Origin of the sequence: Halarchaeum sp. P4, assembly GCF_051195175.1 — an archaeon.
GTDB lineage: Archaea > Halobacteriota > Halobacteria > Halobacteriales > Halobacteriaceae > Halarchaeum.
Genome location: NZ_JBNTKC010000003.1, coordinates 352,228 through 370,162, shown reverse-complemented (window position 1 = coordinate 370,162; position 17,935 = coordinate 352,228). Strand labels below are relative to the sequence as shown.

General features: G+C 70.2%; 20 protein-coding genes. 10 read left to right on the top strand and 10 right to left on the bottom strand.

What is annotated here, in order from left to right:
• Positions 1–79: 79 nt before the first annotated feature.
• Complete coding sequence (locus tag ACQUS8_RS12925) at positions 80–517, bottom strand: hypothetical protein (RefSeq protein WP_435101699.1); 438 nt, start codon at positions 515–517, stop codon at positions 80–82.
• Between the two features lie 139 nt (positions 518–656).
• Here ACQUS8_RS12925 and ACQUS8_RS12920 point away from each other — a divergent pair, with 139 nt between their 5' ends.
• A complete protein-coding gene (locus ACQUS8_RS12920; protein ID WP_435101697.1) occupies positions 657–1,034 on the top strand; it encodes a response regulator in 378 nt (125 codons plus the stop codon).
• A 90-nt stretch (positions 1,035–1,124) separates the two neighbouring features.
• Here ACQUS8_RS12920 and ACQUS8_RS12915 read toward each other — a convergent pair whose 3' ends face one another.
• Complete coding sequence (locus tag ACQUS8_RS12915; protein WP_435101695.1) at positions 1,125–2,078, bottom strand: transcription initiation factor IIB; 954 nt, start codon at positions 2,076–2,078, stop codon at positions 1,125–1,127.
• Positions 2,079–2,554: 476 nt separating this feature from the next.
• Here ACQUS8_RS12915 and ACQUS8_RS12910 point away from each other — a divergent pair, with 476 nt between their 5' ends.
• The 7 genes from ACQUS8_RS12910 to ACQUS8_RS12880 all read left to right on the top strand — a co-directional run bounded on the left by ACQUS8_RS12910 (position 2,555) and on the right by ACQUS8_RS12880 (position 8,235).
• Complete coding sequence (locus tag ACQUS8_RS12910; protein WP_435101693.1) at positions 2,555–4,111, top strand: Na+/H+ antiporter NhaC family protein; 1,557 nt, start codon at positions 2,555–2,557, stop codon at positions 4,109–4,111.
• A gap of 42 nt (positions 4,112–4,153) precedes the next feature.
• The gene (locus ACQUS8_RS12905; RefSeq protein ID WP_435101691.1) at positions 4,154–4,801 is read left to right on the top strand and encodes a hypothetical protein; all 648 of its coding nucleotides are present in this window, start codon (positions 4,154–4,156) and stop codon (positions 4,799–4,801) included.
• Positions 4,798–6,081, top strand: a complete 1,284-nt coding sequence (locus ACQUS8_RS12900) for a hypothetical protein (protein WP_435101689.1) — start codon at positions 4,798–4,800, stop codon at positions 6,079–6,081. Before ACQUS8_RS12905 ends, ACQUS8_RS12900 begins: the two co-directional genes overlap by 4 nt.
• 46 nt (positions 6,082–6,127) lie before the next feature.
• Positions 6,128–6,499: a hypothetical protein gene (locus ACQUS8_RS12895; protein WP_435101687.1), complete on the top strand. Its 372-nt coding sequence runs from the start codon at positions 6,128–6,130 to the stop codon at positions 6,497–6,499.
• 117 nt (positions 6,500–6,616) lie between these two features.
• Positions 6,617–6,979 (top strand): hypothetical protein, encoded by a 363-nt coding sequence (locus tag ACQUS8_RS12890; protein WP_435101685.1) that lies wholly within the window; start codon positions 6,617–6,619, stop codon positions 6,977–6,979.
• 93 nt (positions 6,980–7,072) lie between these two features.
• Positions 7,073–7,660 (top strand): response regulator transcription factor, encoded by a 588-nt coding sequence (locus ACQUS8_RS12885; RefSeq protein WP_435101683.1) that lies wholly within the window; start codon positions 7,073–7,075, stop codon positions 7,658–7,660.
• A gap of 74 nt (positions 7,661–7,734) precedes the next feature.
• On the top strand, positions 7,735–8,235 hold the full coding sequence (locus ACQUS8_RS12880) for an acyl-CoA thioesterase (RefSeq protein ID WP_435101681.1): 501 nt from the start codon (positions 7,735–7,737) through the stop codon (positions 8,233–8,235).
• A gap of 227 nt (positions 8,236–8,462) precedes the next feature.
• Here the strand turns inward: ACQUS8_RS12880 and ACQUS8_RS12875 are convergent, their stop codons facing one another.
• The 4 genes from ACQUS8_RS12875 to ACQUS8_RS12860 form a co-directional block, all read right to left on the bottom strand.
• Positions 8,463–9,665 (bottom strand): MFS transporter, encoded by a 1,203-nt coding sequence (locus ACQUS8_RS12875; RefSeq protein ID WP_435101679.1) that lies wholly within the window; start codon positions 9,663–9,665, stop codon positions 8,463–8,465.
• Positions 9,666–9,748: 83 nt separating this feature from the next.
• A complete protein-coding gene (locus ACQUS8_RS12870; RefSeq protein ID WP_435101677.1) occupies positions 9,749–11,071 on the bottom strand; it encodes a PQQ-binding-like beta-propeller repeat protein in 1,323 nt (440 codons plus the stop codon).
• Positions 11,072–11,277: 206 nt separating this feature from the next.
• Positions 11,278–11,523 (bottom strand): hypothetical protein, encoded by a 246-nt coding sequence (locus ACQUS8_RS12865; protein WP_435101675.1) that lies wholly within the window; start codon positions 11,521–11,523, stop codon positions 11,278–11,280.
• A 197-nt stretch (positions 11,524–11,720) separates the two neighbouring features.
• The gene (locus ACQUS8_RS12860) at positions 11,721–14,309 is read right to left on the bottom strand and encodes a heavy metal translocating P-type ATPase (RefSeq protein ID WP_435101673.1); all 2,589 of its coding nucleotides are present in this window, start codon (positions 14,307–14,309) and stop codon (positions 11,721–11,723) included.
• Between the two features lie 147 nt (positions 14,310–14,456).
• Here ACQUS8_RS12860 and ACQUS8_RS12855 point away from each other — a divergent pair, with 147 nt between their 5' ends.
• Positions 14,457–14,822, top strand: coding sequence for a group I truncated hemoglobin (locus tag ACQUS8_RS12855; protein WP_435101670.1), 366 nt, complete (start codon positions 14,457–14,459; stop codon positions 14,820–14,822).
• A gap of 1 nt (position 14,823) precedes the next feature.
• On the opposite strand, the gene ACQUS8_RS12850 is transcribed toward ACQUS8_RS12855, so the two are convergent.
• From ACQUS8_RS12850 to ACQUS8_RS12835, 4 genes are read right to left on the bottom strand one after another with little or no spacing between them, the layout of a single operon-like run.
• Positions 14,824–15,618 (bottom strand): energy-coupling factor ABC transporter ATP-binding protein, encoded by a 795-nt coding sequence (locus ACQUS8_RS12850; protein WP_435101668.1) that lies wholly within the window; start codon positions 15,616–15,618, stop codon positions 14,824–14,826.
• Entirely contained in the window at positions 15,606–16,418 is an 813-nt protein-coding gene (gene cbiQ / locus ACQUS8_RS12845; protein WP_435101666.1) for a cobalt ECF transporter T component CbiQ, read from the bottom strand. The genes ACQUS8_RS12850 and cbiQ overlap by 13 nt, the downstream gene beginning before the upstream one ends.
• On the bottom strand, positions 16,415–16,723 hold the full coding sequence (locus ACQUS8_RS12840; RefSeq protein WP_435101816.1) for a PDGLE domain-containing protein: 309 nt from the start codon (positions 16,721–16,723) through the stop codon (positions 16,415–16,417). The genes cbiQ and ACQUS8_RS12840 overlap by 4 nt, the downstream gene beginning before the upstream one ends.
• A 5-nt stretch (positions 16,724–16,728) precedes the next feature.
• A complete protein-coding gene (locus ACQUS8_RS12835) occupies positions 16,729–17,397 on the bottom strand; it encodes an energy-coupling factor ABC transporter permease (RefSeq protein ID WP_435101664.1) in 669 nt (222 codons plus the stop codon).
• A gap of 90 nt (positions 17,398–17,487) precedes the next feature.
• On the opposite strand from ACQUS8_RS12835, the gene ACQUS8_RS12830 reads away from it, so the two are divergent.
• Complete coding sequence (locus ACQUS8_RS12830; protein WP_435101662.1) at positions 17,488–17,922, top strand: CopG family ribbon-helix-helix protein; 435 nt, start codon at positions 17,488–17,490, stop codon at positions 17,920–17,922.
• Positions 17,923–17,935 lie beyond the last annotated feature (13 nt).

The window sequence follows — 17,935 nt, the reverse complement described above, 5'->3', positions numbered from 1 at the left end:
CGACTAGTCAGGACGGTTGACTATCGAACGGCATTAACTACGTGGTTGACGGACGGCCGGTTAGCGGTCCGTCGCCGTCTCAGCGGTCGTCCGACGGGTCGACGACCCGGCCTTCGGCCGCCGAGAGCGCGGTGCGGAGGAGGACGACGGTGCTCACGACGCCCGCCCAGAGAATCAGGTGAACGAGCGCGACGGGCGCGGTGTCGGCGCTCACCGCCAGCGGCGACTCGAGCACGAACGACGCGGCCTGCGCGACGAGGACGAGACAGACGGCGGCGGCGACGCCGTACGCGAGGCGCCACGCCGTCGGCCCGCGCCCGAGGGCCGCGCGCACGAGGAACGTGACGGCGAACACGAGTGTCGCCGCCGCGACGACCGCCTGCATCGCGTCGTGCGGCCACGGGCCGAACAGGTCGGGGACGAGTGCGACCACCACGAAGTACGCGCCGAACGCCCCGACCACGGCCAGCGCGACGGCCGCCGCGAATTGCCGGGACGCCAGCGTCTCCACGTTCATACGCCCTCTTTCGTCTCGTCGGGGTTAGGCGGTTCGGAACGCGCCCGACCCGGTTCCAGACCGTTCACGACCGTTCAGACGCCCGAACGCGACTGAACGGGTGTCGCGCTTTTTGGTCCTCCCGTCCGTCGTCGCGTCCATGACTGAGTCGAACAGCGGGTATGTCCTCGTCGTCGACGACGACCGGGCGTTCGCGGACCTCACCGCCGCCCATCTCCGGTCGGCGCTCCCTCAGGTTGCCGTCGAGGTGCGCGCCGACCCGCAGGCCGCGCTCGCTCGACTCGACCACGTCGACGCCGTCGTGAGCGACCACGACATGCCGACGATGACTGGGATCGGCCTGCTCCGGGTCGTCAGGCGCCGCGAGGAAGACCTGCCGTTCGTCCTCTTCACCGGCACCGAATCGCCCGCAGTCCGCTCTGGCGCCGGGACGGCTGGCGCGACGGCCTGCATCAACAAACACGAACCCGACGCCTTCCAGTCGCTCGTCCACACCGTCGAGCGCTCGCTGGGCTGACGGGGACGGCGAACCGGGAAAACCGGGGAGAAGAGGCGACGGCCGGCGGTGCGAGTGCAGGGGGCCGAAGGCACCGCCGGCGCACTCCGCTCAGGCCGCGGGGTCCTGCGCTTCGAGGAGTTCCTTGTAGCGCGAGCGAATCGTGACGCGCGCGACGTTCGCCACCTCGCTCACGTCCTCCTGGGTCACCGAGCGGTTCGTGAGGCGCGCGGCCGCGTAGACGGCGGCGCCCGCCATCGTCGTCGGGCTCTTGCCGCTGTGAACGTTCGCCTCGATGGCCGAGTCGAGGAGGTCACGGGCGACGCGAGCCGTCTCGCTCGGCAACTCGAGGTCGCTCGCGTAGCGCTCGACGTACTCGCGGGGGTCCGTCGGCGGCACTTCCAGTCCGAGTTCGCGGCTCACCTGTCGGTAGGCGCGCTGGACGCGCAGGCGCTCAACGCGGGAGACAGTCGCCACCTCATCGAGGCTGCGGGGGACGCCGGCCTGCCGGGCGGCCGCGTAGACGCTTGCCGTCGCGACGGACTCGATGGAGCGCCCGCGCAGCAGGTCCTCGCTGAGCGCGCGCCGGTAGACGACGCCCGCCGTCTCCCCGACGTTCTTCGGGAGGCCGAGCGCGCTCGTCATGCGCTCGATCTCGCCGAGCGCCTGTTTGAGGTTGCGCTCCTGGTCGTCCCGAGCACGGAATCGCTCGTCCCACTTGCGTAGACGGGCGAGCTGGCGGCGCTTACGCCCGGAGAGGCGCTGGCCGTAAGCGTCCTTGTCCTGCCAGCCGATGACGGAGCTCAGCCCCTTGTCGTGCATGAGGTTCGTCGTCGGGGCGCCCACGCGCGAGCGACTCTCCTCGCCGTCGTCGAACGAGCGCCACTCCGGACCCCGGTCGACCACGTCCTCGTCGACGATGAGCCCACAGTCCCGACAGGAGACTTCGCCGCGCGCGGCGTCGCGTTCGAGACCCGCCCCACATTCGGGACAGGTGTCCGCGCGCTCGGTGGTCGTCTCGTTCGCTTCACGTTCTCGGCCGACGGCCGTAGTCGTTGCCTGCATGATGGGTCACCCCAGACTCGCGTACTAGGTGGTGGGGGTCGGCGTAGCATAGTACCGGAACCCAATTCCCGACTTCTGAGAATCGGGGACGGCGGCGGGTTCGCGGCGAATGGCACCGATTGTCCCGAGCGCAATTTTCATTACCTCGTACGGGAAAGCCCCGGACGCGATGCCCACGTGTGACCGCTGCGGTGGCTCGCCACGACAGGTCTGGAAACACAGCGAACGCGGGTTCGACGGATACGTGTGCGCCGAATGCCACCCCGTGGTCGGCGACTCCCTCACGTTCGTCTCCTAACGACGGTACCGCCTTTTTCGCGTCGCCCACGCCCCGCTCGCGACGCGTCCGCCGACACGTGCCTGCCGCCGGCGTGTCTCGACACGCTTCGACACGCACAAACCGCGCCGACTCTCAGGGCGAGTAGAGCTATGGCACCGACGGGCACGTGTGTGCGTCCGACACGGAGGTATCGACGATGAGCGACGACCTCGACTTCGACCCGCTCTCCTACGAGGAACTGCCGGAGGACCGCCGACCGACGCTCTGGCAGGCACTCGTTCCCGTCGTCGGGATGCTCTTCTTCCTCGGCGTCGGGAAACTCGTCTTCGACCTCGACCCGCAGTTCCCGCTCCTCCTCGGCATCGCGTTCACCGGGCTCTGCGCGATGTGGTGGTTCGACCTCTCGTGGCGCGACCTCTACGACGGCGCCGCGGACAGCATCGTCATGGGCCTGCAGGCCGTCCTCATCCTCTTCGTCGTCTACGCGCTCATCGCGTCGTGGATTAGCGCGGGGACGATTCCGGCCATCATGTACTACGGGCTCGGCGTGCTCACGCCCAAAGTCTTCCTCCCCGTCGCCGCGATTCTCGCGGCCGTCGTCGCGTTCGCCATCGGGTCCTCGTGGACCACCGCGGGCACGCTCGGCGTCGCCTTCATCGGCATCGGCCACGGCCTCGGCATTCCCGCGCCGATGACCGCGGGCGCGATTCTCTCCGGCGCGTACGCCGGCGACAAGCAGAGTCCGCTCTCCGACACCACCAATCTCGCTGCCGCCGCGACCGAGACGGACCTCTTCGAGCACGTCGACGCGATGCGCATCGGCACCGCCATCGCGTTCGTCGTCGCCGTCGTCGCCTACGCCGTCCTCGGCCTCCGCGCCGGCGGCGCGATTCCGAGCGGCCAAGTCGAGTCCATCCGCGCGGCGCTCGCCGGGAGCTACGACGTCGGCCTCCACGTCCTCCTGCCGCTCGTCGTCACGTTCGCGCTCGCCCTCTACGGGGTTCCCGCGCTCCCGTCGCTCGGCACCGGCGTCTTCGCCGGCATCCTCACGACCATCGTCTTCCAGGAGGCCCCCGTCATCACCACCGAAGGTGGGTTCGCCTTCCACAGCGGCCCCATCACGCACGCGTTCACCGTCGCGCAGTCCGGGACGAGCCCGAGCACGTCCTCCGACCTCGTGAACAACCTGCTCGCGTCCTCCGGCCTGACCGGCGCCTCGTGGGTCGTCACCATCGTCCTCGCGGCGCTCGCGCTCGGCGGGATGCTCACGCGCTCGGGCGTCCTCGCCGCCGTCGCGCACGCCATCGCCGCCCGCGCCCGCTCGGTCGGGTCGCTCACCGCCACCACCGCAGTCACCGCGTTCTCGATGAACGTCCTCGCGGCAGACCAGTACATCAGCATCGTCGTCCCCGGGATGACGTTCCGCGGCCTCTACGACGACTTCGGCCTCGACTCCTCGAACCTCTCCAGGGCTGTCGAGGCCGCTGGCACCACCACGAGCGCGTTCGTCCCGTGGAACTCCGGCGGCGTCTACATGGCCGGCGTCCTCGGCGTCGTCCCCATCGGCCTCGAAGTCACGTCGAGCGGCCTGCTCGGCTTCGGCCTCGACGTCCTCGGCTACGCGCCCTACTACTTCTTCGGCTTCCTCAGCCCCGCCATCCTGCTCTTCATGGGCTTCACCGGCTGGCGCGTCCGCACGAAGGAGGGCGTCGAGACGCCCGAACCCGGCGCGTCCCCCGACGCCGAGAACTGACCACCACCCTTCTTGTCGGTCCGCGACGACCATCGAGGCGCGATGGTCCCCGACCCCTCCACCACGACCAGACGCGCCCTCCTCGCCGGCGTCGGCGCCGGCATTACCGTCGCGCTCGCCGGCTGTAGCGCCAGCGAGACACATCGCTCGGTCTCGCCCGAGGGCGGCACGCTCGTCACCGACTATTCGGTCGCGATGACCCGTACGACGGGCAAGCACCCGCCGGTCGTCGCACCCCGAGAGGACGACGGCGACGACCGCACGGCGACGACCACGGCCGACTCACTCCGGCTCCACACCGTCGAGAGTCAGTCGGACGCGGCGTCGTTCGAGTTCGCGGACGACGCGACGAACACCGCGGCCGTCCGGCGCCTCCTCTCCGAGACCGACTACGCCAACGAGTCCGTCGTCGTCCATCAGACGCGCGTCCGCGAGTGCTATCGGCCGAAACTGAACTACGTCGCCAGGGACACCGACGGCGACCCGAACGTCGAGTTCTGCCAGGTCGTCCGCGACGCGCACACCGCCTGCGAGCGCCGCTCGTACGACTTCACCGCAGCGTTCGTCCGCCTGCCGTTCCCCGGCGACAGCTATGGCAGCTACTCGGTCGGCGGCGGCGGTGACTGCAACCGCGTTCCAGACCGCTACCGGAACGCGAGCGGGCGAACCAACGGGAGTGAGAGCGCGTGAGTCGGCCGAGCCGCCGATCGGTCCTCGCCGCCGCGGGCACCGGGTTCGCGGCCGCGCTCGCGGGCTGTAGCGACCTGAACCCGCTGTCGGGCGAGTCGCGCGTCTCGTACGACGAGTCAGCGCTCGCCGCCATCCCCGGCGACCTGCCGACGGTACCCCCGCCGATACCTGTCCAGCCGACCGAGTCGCATCTCGCGGCCGCCCGCGAGCGCATTCGCTCCCGAATCGAGGACACGGACCTCTCGCGAGTCCCGAACGATGTCGTCCGCGCCAAACTCAGCCGCGAGCGCGAGTCCGCTCGCACCGCGCTCGATGGGGATGACGCCGCGTCGCGCGTCGAGGTCCTCGCCGGCCTCACCTACCCGCGCTCCGAGGCGATGTTCGTCGACGCCGGACTCGCCGCGTTCGACGGCGAGCTATCGGCCATGGATGTCGCCGACCGCCGCGAGCGCCATCACGCGAACGCCGAGGCGTTCCTCGCGGACTACGCGTACGTCGGGCCGCCCGACGACCCGGTGGGTGCGCTCGCCGAACACGCACACATTACCGGCTGGGGCCACGACGGCGTCCGCCTCACCCGCGCCGACGAGCGTCACGAGTACGAAAATACCGTCCTGCACGTCGCCGAACTCGCACAGGACGTCGAGTGGGGGCGTGCGTACGCCGCGGACGCCCGCCGCCTCCGCAAGCACTACGGCTCGACGCTCGACGACCCGCACGATTTCGCGGGGCTGTTCGCGACCGTCGCGGACGCGCTCGTCGCCGACGTCGCGTCCTTCTCCGAGAGACCCAGCGTCGAGTCGGTGTTCGGCGAGTTCGAGCGCGACATCGAGGAGAAACCGGCCGGCGAGATAGTCGTCGAACTCGTCGGTGACCGGACGGCGGCCGCGACGGAGGCCGTATCGGCCCGCGAGGACGGCCGCGTGGCGACGGCCGTCGTCGCCGCGATGCGCGCGCTCGTGGCGGACGCGGCCCTCGCCGACGCGTCCGCGGCGATACGGGACGGCGACTACGCGCTGCCCGCGTCCGTCGACCCCGTCGCGGCCGAGCGGGCCGCTGCGGTCGAGGCGCTCCGAACGCTCCTCGACGCCGCGCCCGCGCCGCTCGCGCGCCGCCTCGCCGGCTATCCCTATAACACCGTCGAGAACGCCGACACGGAGGTCCGAGAGGACGGCGAGACCTCCGTCCGCTACCTCTACGCGGAGTACGCCGTCGCGAACCACTTCGCGGCCGCCGCGCCCGCCGTCGTCGAACGCGTCGGGCGCGCCCTCGACGCCTGAGGCAGCCTCCCGACGATTTAACCCGGACGTCCGCGTGGTCGTCCGTATGGCCGCCCCGCACACGAGCACGCCGCCCGCCACGCCGCCGACGCCGACAGGGGTGAAAGTCCTCTGCGTCCTCGGCGTGCTCGCCCTCCTCGTCGAACTCGAGCGGTCGCTCGCGCTCATGGCGGACGGCGCCGCCCTCGGACTCGCCCTCCTCGCCCTCACCGCCGCCCACGCCGCCGTCCTCTGGGGCCTCTGGACGATGCGGCCGTGGGCGTGGACAGGAGCAATGGTGTTCTACGGGCTCTCCATCGTCGTGAGTCTCGTCCGCCTTGACGCCATCAGACTCGTCGTGGGCGTCCTCGTCGTCACCTACCTCGCGTTCGTCAGCGAACCCTACCGGTCGCGCTCGGTCAACCCGCGCGTGGACTGACCACGCGGCGTCGGCAGTGCCGGCGACGGCGAGCCACGGCGCACCAGCGACGACGCGGCACGCCGACTGTCCGTTCCCGTCCCGACGATTTATGTCCGATTGCGCACACTCGTGCGTATGGCTCGCCGTAGCCAGCCCTCCACCTCGAACCGCTCCGCCCCGCTGGGCGTGAAAATAATCTGCGCGCTCGGTGCGCTCGGCGTTCTCGTCGGCGTCGTCGGGTCGTTCGGCCTCCTCGCGTCGGGGTCCGGCCTCGGCGTCGTCCTCGGCCTGGTGACTCTCGGACTCTCCGTCGGGCAGGCCGTCGTCATCGTCGGCCTGCTGAACGTCCAGCCGTGGGCGTGGACGTGGGCGATGGTGCTCTACGGCCTCTCGGCCGTCCTCGACCTCCTGACCGTCGACCTGTTCGCCCTCCTCGTCACGCTCGTCATCATCGCGTATCTGGCGTCCGTCCGCGACGTCTACCGCGCCGCCCGCTGACGTCGCCGAACGCGCCAACACCTCGACGTATATACATAAAGGTCTTGGGTGGTCAGGGAAAGGGAACTAAAGCTCCGTCCCCTCCGTCACGTCATGAGTGGGGAGGCGTACCGTTCGCGCGTGCTCGTCGTGGAGGACGACCCGGGGCTCCGGGACCTCTACGTACACACGCTCCGGGCGGACTACGACGTTCGCGGTGCCGCCTCGATCGCGGCCGCCCTCGACGCCGCTGATTCCTCGGTGGCCGTCGTCGTTCTCGACAGACGCCTCCCCGACGGTGACGGCCTCGACGCCCTACCACGACTCGTCGATGCGACCGACGGCGCGTTCGTCGTCGCCGTCACCGACCTCGACCCCGGCCTCGACGTCGTGGACGCCGGCCTCGACGACTACCTCGTCAAGCCCGTCGGCCCCGAGCGCCTCGCCGAGGCCGTCGACGCCCTTGACGAGCGCCGGCACTACGAGGCGGACGTCGCGCGCTACTACGCGCTCGCCGCGAAGCGCGCCGCCCTCGAGGCGGCCCACGACCCCACGGTGTTGGAGGCCGACGACCGCTATCGGCGCCTCCTTGCGGACCTTGAGGACGTGCGCGACGCCGTCGCGCCCTCGGTGTCGCTCGTCGGCGAACCGCGGCGTGCACGCGCGCTCTACCGCGACTTCTGCGCCGAAGCCGACGACTGACCGGGAACAGCGGACAGGGTGGTGTCGATCCGGTAGACGGCCGACTTAACTGCGGAGACGCTGTAGCCTCGCACATGCCCGATACCGCGACCCTCGAGCGGTCGTTCACCGAGCGGACGGAAGTGCTCATGCCGAACGACACGAACCACCTCGGGCGCGCGTTCGGCGGGCGCATCCTCGAGTGGATGGACGTCGTGGCGTCCGTCGCCTGCCGGCGCTTCGCCGGCCATCAGGTCGTCACGGCGAGCATCGACCACATCGACTTCCACGCCCCCATCGCCGTCGGCGACGTCGTCACCGTCGAGTCGTTCGTCTTCGACACCGGTCGCACGAGCGTCAGCGTCCGCGCCGCCGTCCGCGCCGAAGACCCCGAGGAGGGCGAGGAGTGGGACGTGACGACCGCGTTCTTCACGTTCGTTGCGCTCGACGAGGAGGAGACGCCAGTCGAGGTACCGGACGTCGAGTGTCCGGACGAGGACCAGCGCGCGCTTCGGGACCTCGCGCTCGACGAACGGCGCGAACACCGCGAATCGCTCATCGAGCGTCTTGAGGCCGAACAGGAACGCGACCGGTAGATTTGTGACGGCGCTCGCGACGCCGACCTGATTCTCCCGCCGGCCGCGGCGACACGCGGGGCGACTCGTGGGGCTAGCCGAGGACGGCGAGGGCGAGCACGACGAGGACGCAGCCGGCGAGCAGGAGGACGAACGTCACCATCGCCAGCGTGTTGGAGGGCGCGTACATACTTGTCCGTTGACTAGTTCTCCCGAATAGCGATTTCGGTTGTTTCGAGTGGCGAGCCTCAGGGTCGGACGCGCCGGAGCGCGAAGACGACGACTGCGCTGACGAAGAAGAACCCGGCGACGGCGACGAACGCCTCGACGTACGTCCAGCGCGTCGCGACGGCGCCGAGGAGGACGGGCGCGAGCGCGCCGCCGATGGGGAGGCCGGTGTAGACGAGCCCGAAGCTCTTCCCGGTGTCCGCGGCGTCCGAGAGCGCGTTCGTGATGCGGTCGCGCGCCGGGAGCGAGACGCCGAAGCCGGCACCCGCGACTGCCCACGCGACGACGAACCCGGTGGAGCCGAGACCGAGCGCGAGCGCCGCCCAGAGGACGAGCGCCGACCACACGAGGCCGCCGACGATGATGGCGAAGGAGTCCCGGCGGTCCGCGAGCCACCCGCCGACGAGGACGAAGACAGCGGTCACCGAGAGGAACCCGGTCAGCGCGGTGTTGCCGACCACCGTCGAGTAGTCGAGGGCGTTCACCGCGAACGCCGTCGTGTACGTCTGGAGGCCGGTGTCCGCGAGCGTCACGAGGAGGAAGAACGCGAACATCCCGGCGACGAGCGGCCGCCGCAGCAGGCGCAGGCTCCCGAGGTACGACCCGCTGCTCGCGTCCGCCTCCGCTTCCGTCGTGACTTCGCGGAGCCGTCGCCGGTGGACGGGTGCGAGGCTGACGAGGAGGACGCCCGCGTAGGCGACGCCGATGACGCCGACGACGAAGAGCGCCGCCCGCCAGTCGGCGAGCGACGCGACGCCCGTCGTCAGTGCGGGCGCTGCCGCGAACCCGACGAACCCGCCGAAGGAATGGAGGCTGAACTGTCGGCCCTCGCTGGCGGCGTCGCCCGCCGCGTCGAGGAGCGCGTAGTTCGCCGGATGGAACGGCGACTGGCCGACGCCGGAGACGAACGCGCACGCGAGCACCTGCCAGTACGCTGTCGCGAACCCCGCGAGCCCGATGCTCACGCTCGTCAATACGAGGCCTGCGACGACGACGCGCTTCCCGCCGACGCGGTCCACGAGCTCGCCGGCCGGCACCTGACAGAGGAACTGCGCGAGGAAGATGAGCGTCACGCTCACCGCGAGACGGGCCTCCGACACGCCGAACGACCCCGCCATGAGCGGGAACAGCGGCGGCAGCGCGAGCAGGAAGACGTGCGAGACGAGGTGGTCGACGCTCACCAGCGCCGTCACCCCGACCGTCCCGGACGCACGCCGAGTCATTCGTTCACGACCCACCGACTGGTTCGTTCTTCCGAACGAGACATATCGCCCGCTATCGGCGGTTCGCGCCTAAGCGTTTCCGTTCACTCGAACGCGAGGAACGCCCCGCCGGTCGACCCCGCGTAGACCGACCCGTCCACCGTCGTCGGGAGCGAGAGCGACGCGTCAGCCGTGTACGACCACTGCACGCTCCCGTCCGCGGACGCGTACGACCGGAGCACGCCCGTGCCCTCGCGGCTGCCGTGCGCGACGACGCTCTCGCCCGCCGTCGCCACCGGGCGTGTTCCCGAACTCTGCGCGCTCCACTGCTCGCTCCCGTCCGAGAGCGCGAGCGCGTACGTCGCGCCGCCATCCACTGCCGCGTAGACGGTCTGGTCGCCGACGACCGGTGTGTCCCGGAGCGGCGACCCGAGGTCCTTCGACCAGCGCTCGATGCCGCTCGCTGGGTCGAGCGCCACCACCGACGACCCGAATGGCAGAACGAGCGTGTCCGTGCTCGGCGCCGCGCTCCCTGTATTTCCCGGGTACGTCCAGACGCGCTCGCCCGTCGTCACGTCCCGGCCGTAGAGTTCGCTCCCGTCCGGTGCCGCGAGCGCCACCACCGACCCGTTCGTCAGCGCGTTCCCGTACGGGTCCGTGAGCAGTTTCGCGTCCGCCCCCCAGCGGCGCGTACCGTCGCTCGTCGCGAACGCCGTCGTGTGCGTCCTCCCGCCCGCACGCGTCGTGAGGAGGCTGTCGCCCGCGAGCGCGCCGTTCCCGATGTCGCCCGCGTCCGCCTTCCACGCCTCCGACCCGTTCGTCCGCCGGAACGCGAACGCCTGATGGCCGCTGTCGCCGTACTCGCCGCCCCGCGTCCCGACGAAGACGCCCTGGTCGCCGACGTCCAGCAGGTCGACCGTCGTGTTCTCCGGACCCTCGACACGCCACTTCACGCTCCCGTCGGCGCCGATGGCGCGCACCTGCTCGTGGACGCGCGCCGTGTCGCCGTGCCAGCCGCCCACCTGAAAGAGCCGACCGCCATGCACGAACGCCGGGCCCATCGCCGGCCGCGGCAGGTTCTCGAACCACGCCCGCTCGCCCGACGCCGGGTCGAACGACGCCGCCGCGCCCTTCGGGTACGTCTCCATCGGCTGGTCCGTGTAGACTGCTCCCTCGAACGTCGTCGTCACGACCAACGAGCCATCGACCTCGGCCGGCCGGAGGAGCGGGACGCCGAAGTCCCAGCGCCACGCCACCGACTCCGCCGTCTGCGAGGCCTTCGTCGGCGCCGCCACGTCCGGCGACGCCGTCGTCGTCTGCGTCGACGTCGTGGTCGTCGACGTCTGCTGTCCGCCACAGCCCGCGAGCCCGGCGAGACCGCCCGCCGCCGCCGCGAGGAACGCCCGCCGAGACGTGCGCTCGTTCATACCCGACACCACCGACGGCACCGGGTTGTCGCTTGTGGCCGGCGACCTTTTTCGAGGAGCGGGTCGATTCGCGACCCCGGCGACGAAAACGCCCGACTACGCAGGTTCGAACGCCGGCGGCGCTCGCGGAACACCGCAGACAGGTATCAGCGGCTGGTACCGCCTTTCTTCGTTTAGCGCGCGGTGATACACAGGAACAGGGCCGCCTACGTACTCCCCTGAGAACTGTTGCTCGTCGAGTCAGGGAGGTACGTCCGCACAAACTGTACGCCGGCGGCAAGTGCGACCACCGCACCGGCAATACCCACACCGCCCCACATCGCCTTATCCTGGTAGTTTGTGAGGATATTCCCGATATCCACGACGGCAACGATTCCGACACCGAGCAGGAACGTACTCACCAACAGCCAGCGGCGGATTGAACGGAGCAATACCGTTGTCTCGGAGGGCATAGACCGAGTGATTATAGCGACCCCGCATAATTGTGTCGGTAATCGAACTGGAAGGGGGCTTAACGAACACGCGACCCCGAGCTTAGCGTCCGAAAATCGAAGATTTGCTGGACAGAAGCCGGCGAGCCTACAGCACCGAGTACGGCTCGTCCGGATTACACCAGCGTGAGGCGAGGCCTCACTAGGTACGACAGTCCTCAGAGTACGCTGTACTCTTCGGACGGGTCGTACCGCCGGAACAGGAGGCTGTTCGAGAGGACGCTCACGCTGCTGAACGCCATCGCGCCGGCGGCGAGCGCGGGCATCATGAGCCCGAGGGAAGCGAGCGGGATGAGGGCGGAGTTGTAGCCGAGCGCCCAGAAGAGGTTCTGCTTGATCTTCGCGAGCGTGGCGTCGGAGACGTTGATGGCCTTCAGGACGTCCTCGGGGTCGTCGCGCATCAGGGTGACGTCGGCGGCTTCGATGGCGACGTCGGTGCCGGAGCCGATGGCGGCGCCGACGTACGCGGCGGCGAGCGCGGGCGCGTCGTTCACGCCGTCGCCGACCATCATCGCGCGCGTGCCGTCCGCCTGGATGGCTTCGACGGCGTCGGCCTTCTCGTCGGGGAGGACTTCGGCGCTGACGTGCTCGGTGGGAATGCCGAGGTCGGCGGCGACGGCTTCCGCGGTGCGCTCGTTGTCGCCGGTGAGCATCCGGACCGAGATGCCGCGGTCCTGGAGGCCGGTGACGGCGCGCTTCGCACTCTCCTTCACTTCGTCGGCGGTGGCGAGGACGCCCGCGAGGTCGCCCTCGACGGCGACGAGCATCGCGGTCTTCCCCTCGGACTCGAGGTGCTCACGCTCCTCGGCGGCGGCCTCGACGGACACGCCGCTCTCCTCGAGGAAGCCGGGGTTCCCGACGAGGACTACGCGGCCGTCGACGGTGGCCCGAACGCCCTTCCCGGGGACGTTCTCGAAGTCCTCGGGCGTCGCGAGGTCGAGGCCGCGCTCCTGTGCGCCCTCGACGATGGCGTCGGCGAGCGGATGCTCGCTGCCGGACTCGGCGCTCGCGGCGGCGCGAAGCAGGTCGGCTTCGGGGTCGGAGAGTGCCGCGGTGTCGCCGCCCTCGGCGGCCGCGACGGTTCCGCCGCCGTCCGCGGCGGCGGTGCGTTTCAGCGCGACGACGTCGGTAAGGACCATCTCGCCCTCGGTGAGGGTGCCGGTCTTGTCGAAGACGACGGTGTCGACGTCCTTGACGCGCTCGAGGACGTCGCCGCCCTTGAAGAGCACGCCGTTGGTCGCGCCGAGCGAGGTGCCGACCATCGTCGCGGCTGGCGTGGCGAGGCCGAGCGCGCAGGGGCAGGCGACGAGCACCGCGGAGGCGAAGACGACGACGGAGAACTCGAGGACGCTGACGGTGCCACCGGCGACGACGGGGCCGCCCGCGACCAACTCGAGGACGGGGATGGCGTTCACGATACCCGCGAGCGTCGTCGGGAACGCGAACCAGAGGACGGCCCAGAGGAGGGCGTTGGCGATGACGGCGGGGACGAAATACGCCGAGATGCGGTCGGCGAGGTTCTGCACGTCGGGCTGGCGCGACTGCGCCTCGCGGACCGTCTGGACGATCTGTTGGAGCGCGGTGTCCTCGCCGACCTTCGTGGCCTCGACGACGAGGCGGCCGTTCTCGTTGACGGTGCCGCCGACGACTTCCTCGCCGGGCGTCTTCTCGACGGGGACGGACTCGCCGGTGACCATCGACTCGTCGACTGCGGACTCGCCCTCGAGGACGACGCCGTCGGTCGGAATCTTCTCGCCGGGCTTGACGACGAGGTGGTCGCCGACCTCGACGTCGGAGAGTTCGACCTCGCGCTCCTCGCCGTCCTCGATGACGCGCGCGGTGTCGGCCTCCATCTCGAGGAGTTGCTCGATGGCCTTGCCGGCCTGGCTCTTCGAGCGGGCTTCGAGGAAGTTGCCGAGCGTGATGAACGTCAGGATGAACGCGGCGCTGTCGAAGTAGGTGCCGCCCGGGATGAGTCCCAGAAGGGTGGCGACGCTGTAGAGGTACGCCGTCGAGGAGCCGAGCGCGATGAGGACGTCCATGTTCGCGGTCCGGTTCTTGACGATTGCTTTGTAGGAGTTCGCGTAGAACTCCTTGCCCAGCAGGTACTGGACGGGTGTCGCGAGGAGGAAGCCGACGACCTCCATCGGGAGCACAGTCCCCGGAATCGTCTCGGGGAGGAGGTGGGGCGCGAAGAGCCCCTCGAGCATCAGCGCGAAGAGCGGAACGGAGAACGCGGCCCCGAAGAGCGTGAGGGTGCGTTGTCTGCGGACCTCCGCTTGGCGCGCGACGGCGGCGGCGCTCTCCTCGCCGTCCTCCTCCTCGCCGGTTTCACGAACGGGTGAGTAGCCGGCGGACTCGACGGCGTCGTAGAGGTCCTCGCGGTCGGCGCTCGCGGGGTTGTAGCGCACGCGCGCCTCGTCGGTCGCGAAGTTGACGTCGGCCTCGACGACGCCGGGCGTGTCGTGGAGCGCCTCCGAGACGGTCTGCGAGCAGTTCGCACACGACATGTCGGTGACGGTGATAGTCACCGTCTCGTCGATGGGCGTGTAGCCGGCGTCCTCGATGGCCGCGTAGACGTCCGCGAGCGATACGGCCTCGGGGTCGTACTCGACGGTGGCCTCGTCCGTGGCGAAGTTCGCGTTCGCCTCTGAGACCCCATCGAGGTCGCGCAGGGCGTCCTCGATGGTCGCCGAGCAGTTGGCGCAGGACATTCCCTGCACGTCGAGTCGCTCGGTCCGGGTCATACTCGTGTCTAAGGCCTCCCTATTCAACCACCTTCTCATTGGTAACCCAAAGCGACGGCGGTCGCCGGCTTCGGATTCGAAAGCGCGCCGCAGACGCGAACATGTTCGGGCATAAGACGATGGGCGTGCGACCGCTACTCCCCGTCGATGTCTGAGAGCGACTCTCTGTACGCACAGATCGGTGGACAGGAGGCCGTCGAGGCCGTCGTCGACGACTTCTACGACAAGGTGCTCGACGACCCGCTCCTCCAGCCCTACTTCGAGGACACCGACATGCAGGCACTCTTCGCCCACCAGGTCCAGTTCGTCAGCGCCGTCGCGGGCGGCCCCGTCGACTACAAGGGCGACGACATGCGAAGCGCCCACGAAGGAATGGGCATCACTGACGAAGCGTTCGACCAAGTTGCGGAGTATCTCGCGGCGGCGATGCGCGAGAACGGCGTCCCCGAGGACGACATCGAGACCGTCATCGCGGAAGTCGACGCGCTCCGAGACGACGTCGTCGGCGTCTGAGCTACTTCTCGCGGAGGTAGCGTCGGCCTGCGTCGACCGTGAGCGGTATCTCCGCCGGCGGGAGGACGTCCTCGAAGAGTCGGACAGTCGCCGGTGGGCGCAGCCCCACCGACTCGAGGAGCTCGCGGTCGGTGAGCACCGAGCGGACGTCGCCGTCGGCCGCAATCGTTCCGTCGGTATCGACGAGGACGACGCGCTCGGCGACTTCGGGAACGACGTCGAGCGTCGGCGTGAAGACGACGGTGGCGCCGTCGTGCTCGTCGAGCAGCGTCAGAATCCGCTCGCGATAGGTGGCGTCGACGGCGCCGAGCGGCTCGTCGAGCAGGAGGACGTCCGGGTCGAAGGCGAGGACGCTCGCGACGGCGGCGCGCTGTTTCTCGCCGCCCGAGAGGCGGAACGGCGGCCGGTCGAGGAGGTCGGTGAGGCCGAGCGTCTCGGCGAGCGCCGCGACGCGCTCGTCGGCGCGCTCCCGCGACATCCCGAGCTGCGCGGGCCCGTAGGCGATGTCCTCGCGAACGGTGGTGTTGAAGAGGTAGTCGTCGGGGTCCTGCAGGAGGACGCCGAGGCGCTCGCGGACGGCGTCGGCGTCCGTCGTCTCCCCGAAGAACTCGACGGTGCCCGCCGTCGGGTCGATGAGTCCGCCGAGCGCGAGTTGGAGCGTGCTCTTCCCGCTCCCGTTCGGGCCGACGACGGCGACGGACTCTCCATCGTCGATAGCGAGCGAGACGACGTCGAGCGCGCGCGTGCCGTCCGGGTACTCGTGGACGAGACTGCGAGCGTCGATTACGCGCCCCATCGAATCACCACCGAGGCGCAGAGCGCGGCGAGCGCGAGACAGCCGAGCGCGTAGTCGCCGGCGTCGAGCGCGCGCGAACGGCCGTAGGGTGAGGGTGCACGGGCGCCGCCGCGGGCGCGCATCCCGCGGCCGACGCGCTCGCCGCGTTCGAGCGTGCGCAGGAGGAAGGTGCCAGCGATGTTCCGGGCGTCATGCCACCCCTCTTGCACGCCCGCGTTGCGGGTCGTCCGGCTGTTGCGCGCGAGGACGAGCCGCCGGAGTTCGTCGAAGAAGAGGAAGAGGTACCGATAGGTGACGGCGACCACCCAGACGAGCGCGACGGGCACCCCTAACTCGCGGAGGGCGGCGACCACCTGAGAGAACGGCGTCGTCATCACGAGCAGGCTGAGGAGGGCGACACCGACGCCGACGCGGAGGGTGAAGTGGGCGACGTACTGGAGGCCCGCGTCGGTGACGGCGAGGCCGAACGCGGCGACGAGGGCGTCGCCGGGCATGAGGACGGCCTGTGGGAGGACGACGAGCATCGAGGCGAGCGGGACGACGGCCGAACGCGCGAGCAACCGGTCGATGGGGACACGCGAGCGCCACGCGAGGCAGAGCGTGAGCGCGGCGAGCGCGCAGACGACGGGGAGGGTGCGTGAGACGACGACGGCGAGCGCGAGGCCGGTGATGGCGAGGAGCGCGACGCGCGGGTCGCGGCGCTGGAGGACGCCGTCCTTCGCGGCGACATGCTCGGCGGTGAAGAACGACCGGAGGACGCGCGAAATCGTCTCGACGGAGCCCGCGACGGCGCCGCTCACGGCTCCCCGTCGCGTTCGAGGAAGCGGCCCACGCCGAGCGCGACCGCCAGCGTCAGCCCGGCACCGACGAGCGCGGAGACGAGCGTGCCGAGCGTCGAGCCGAGACCGGGCACGGAGTAGTCGGGGAAGAGGGCGTCGTGGTGGCTGACCGCCTCGTCGTGCGCGCCGGTCTGCTCGGCGGCGTTCTCGAGGGGTTCGGCGTAGCCGACGGCGCTGGAGGCCCACGCGAACGCGGGCGCGAGGACGGCGAGCAGGAGCACGACGGCGAGCGCCGTCCGGACCCACGGCCGCGAGAGCGCGCTCACGGTGCTCATGCGTCCACCTCCGGCGCGTCGAGGAGCCCGTCCTCACCAGGTGCGCTGCGTCCGAGGACGAGGTCCGGGCGGGCGTTCGCGACGGCGCCGTAGACGGCGGCGGTGATGGCGCCCTCGATGAGACCGAGGGCGGCGTGGCCACCGACCATCACGGGGACGGTGACGTCGAGCTGGTAGGCGAACGCGCTGGAGACGCCGACGCCGACGGCGACAACGCCCGCGGAGGCGGTGACGGCGAGCCAGCCGGCGGCGAACGCCGCGCCGGTCTCGTGGACACCACGGAGTCCGCGGAAGAGCAGGTAGCCGACGACGACGTCGACGACGGCCATCGCGAAGAGGTTGATGCCCAGCGCGACGATGCCGCCGTCGCCGAAGACGAGTGCCTGAATCGTGACGACGGCGGTCATCGCGAGGACGCCGAGCGACGGCCCGAGGAGGACGCCGGCGAACGCGCCGCCGACGAAGTGCGCGCTCGTCCCGCCGGGAATTGGCCAGTTGAGCATCTGTGCGGCGAAGACGCCGGCGGCGACCACGCCGAGTAGCGGGGTGCGCTCGTCGCCGAGTTCGCTGCGGGCGCGCCGAACGGCGACGCCGATGGCGACCCCGGACGCGAGCCAGAAGAGCCCCGCGACCCACAGGTCGAGAAATCCGTCTGGGACGTGCATTGTCTCGTGTGAGTGTCGACCGATTGGATAATACTTTCGTCGCGAATCGTAATACTGTCAGTTAACTCGGCGCGGGGACAGACGACCACCATGAGCGAAGACCTCGACCGGATGAGCGTCACCCTTTCGCCGGCGCTCCTCGCGGACCTCGATGGCGTCGTCGACTCCGGGAACTACGACAGTCGCTCGGAGGCGACGCGGGACGCGCTCCGGGCGTTCGTCACCGAGTTCAACCGGCAGACCGACCTCACGGGCGAACTCAGCGGCACCGTCGTCGTCCTCTACGACCACGACCACACGGGCGTCGCCGCGGAGATGACGAGCCTCCAGCACGAGTTCGCCGACACCATCATCGCCGTCCACCACGTCCACCTCCGCGAGCACCTCTGCCTGGAGTCCATCGCCGTCGACGGCGCGGGCGCGGACATCGAGGCCCTGCTCGCACGCCTCCGGCCGCTGAAGGGCGTCAAGCAGGTGAAGCTCACCGTCGTCGAGGTCGAGGACGAGACCGGTCATCACTCGTAGCCGGGTCGCGAAC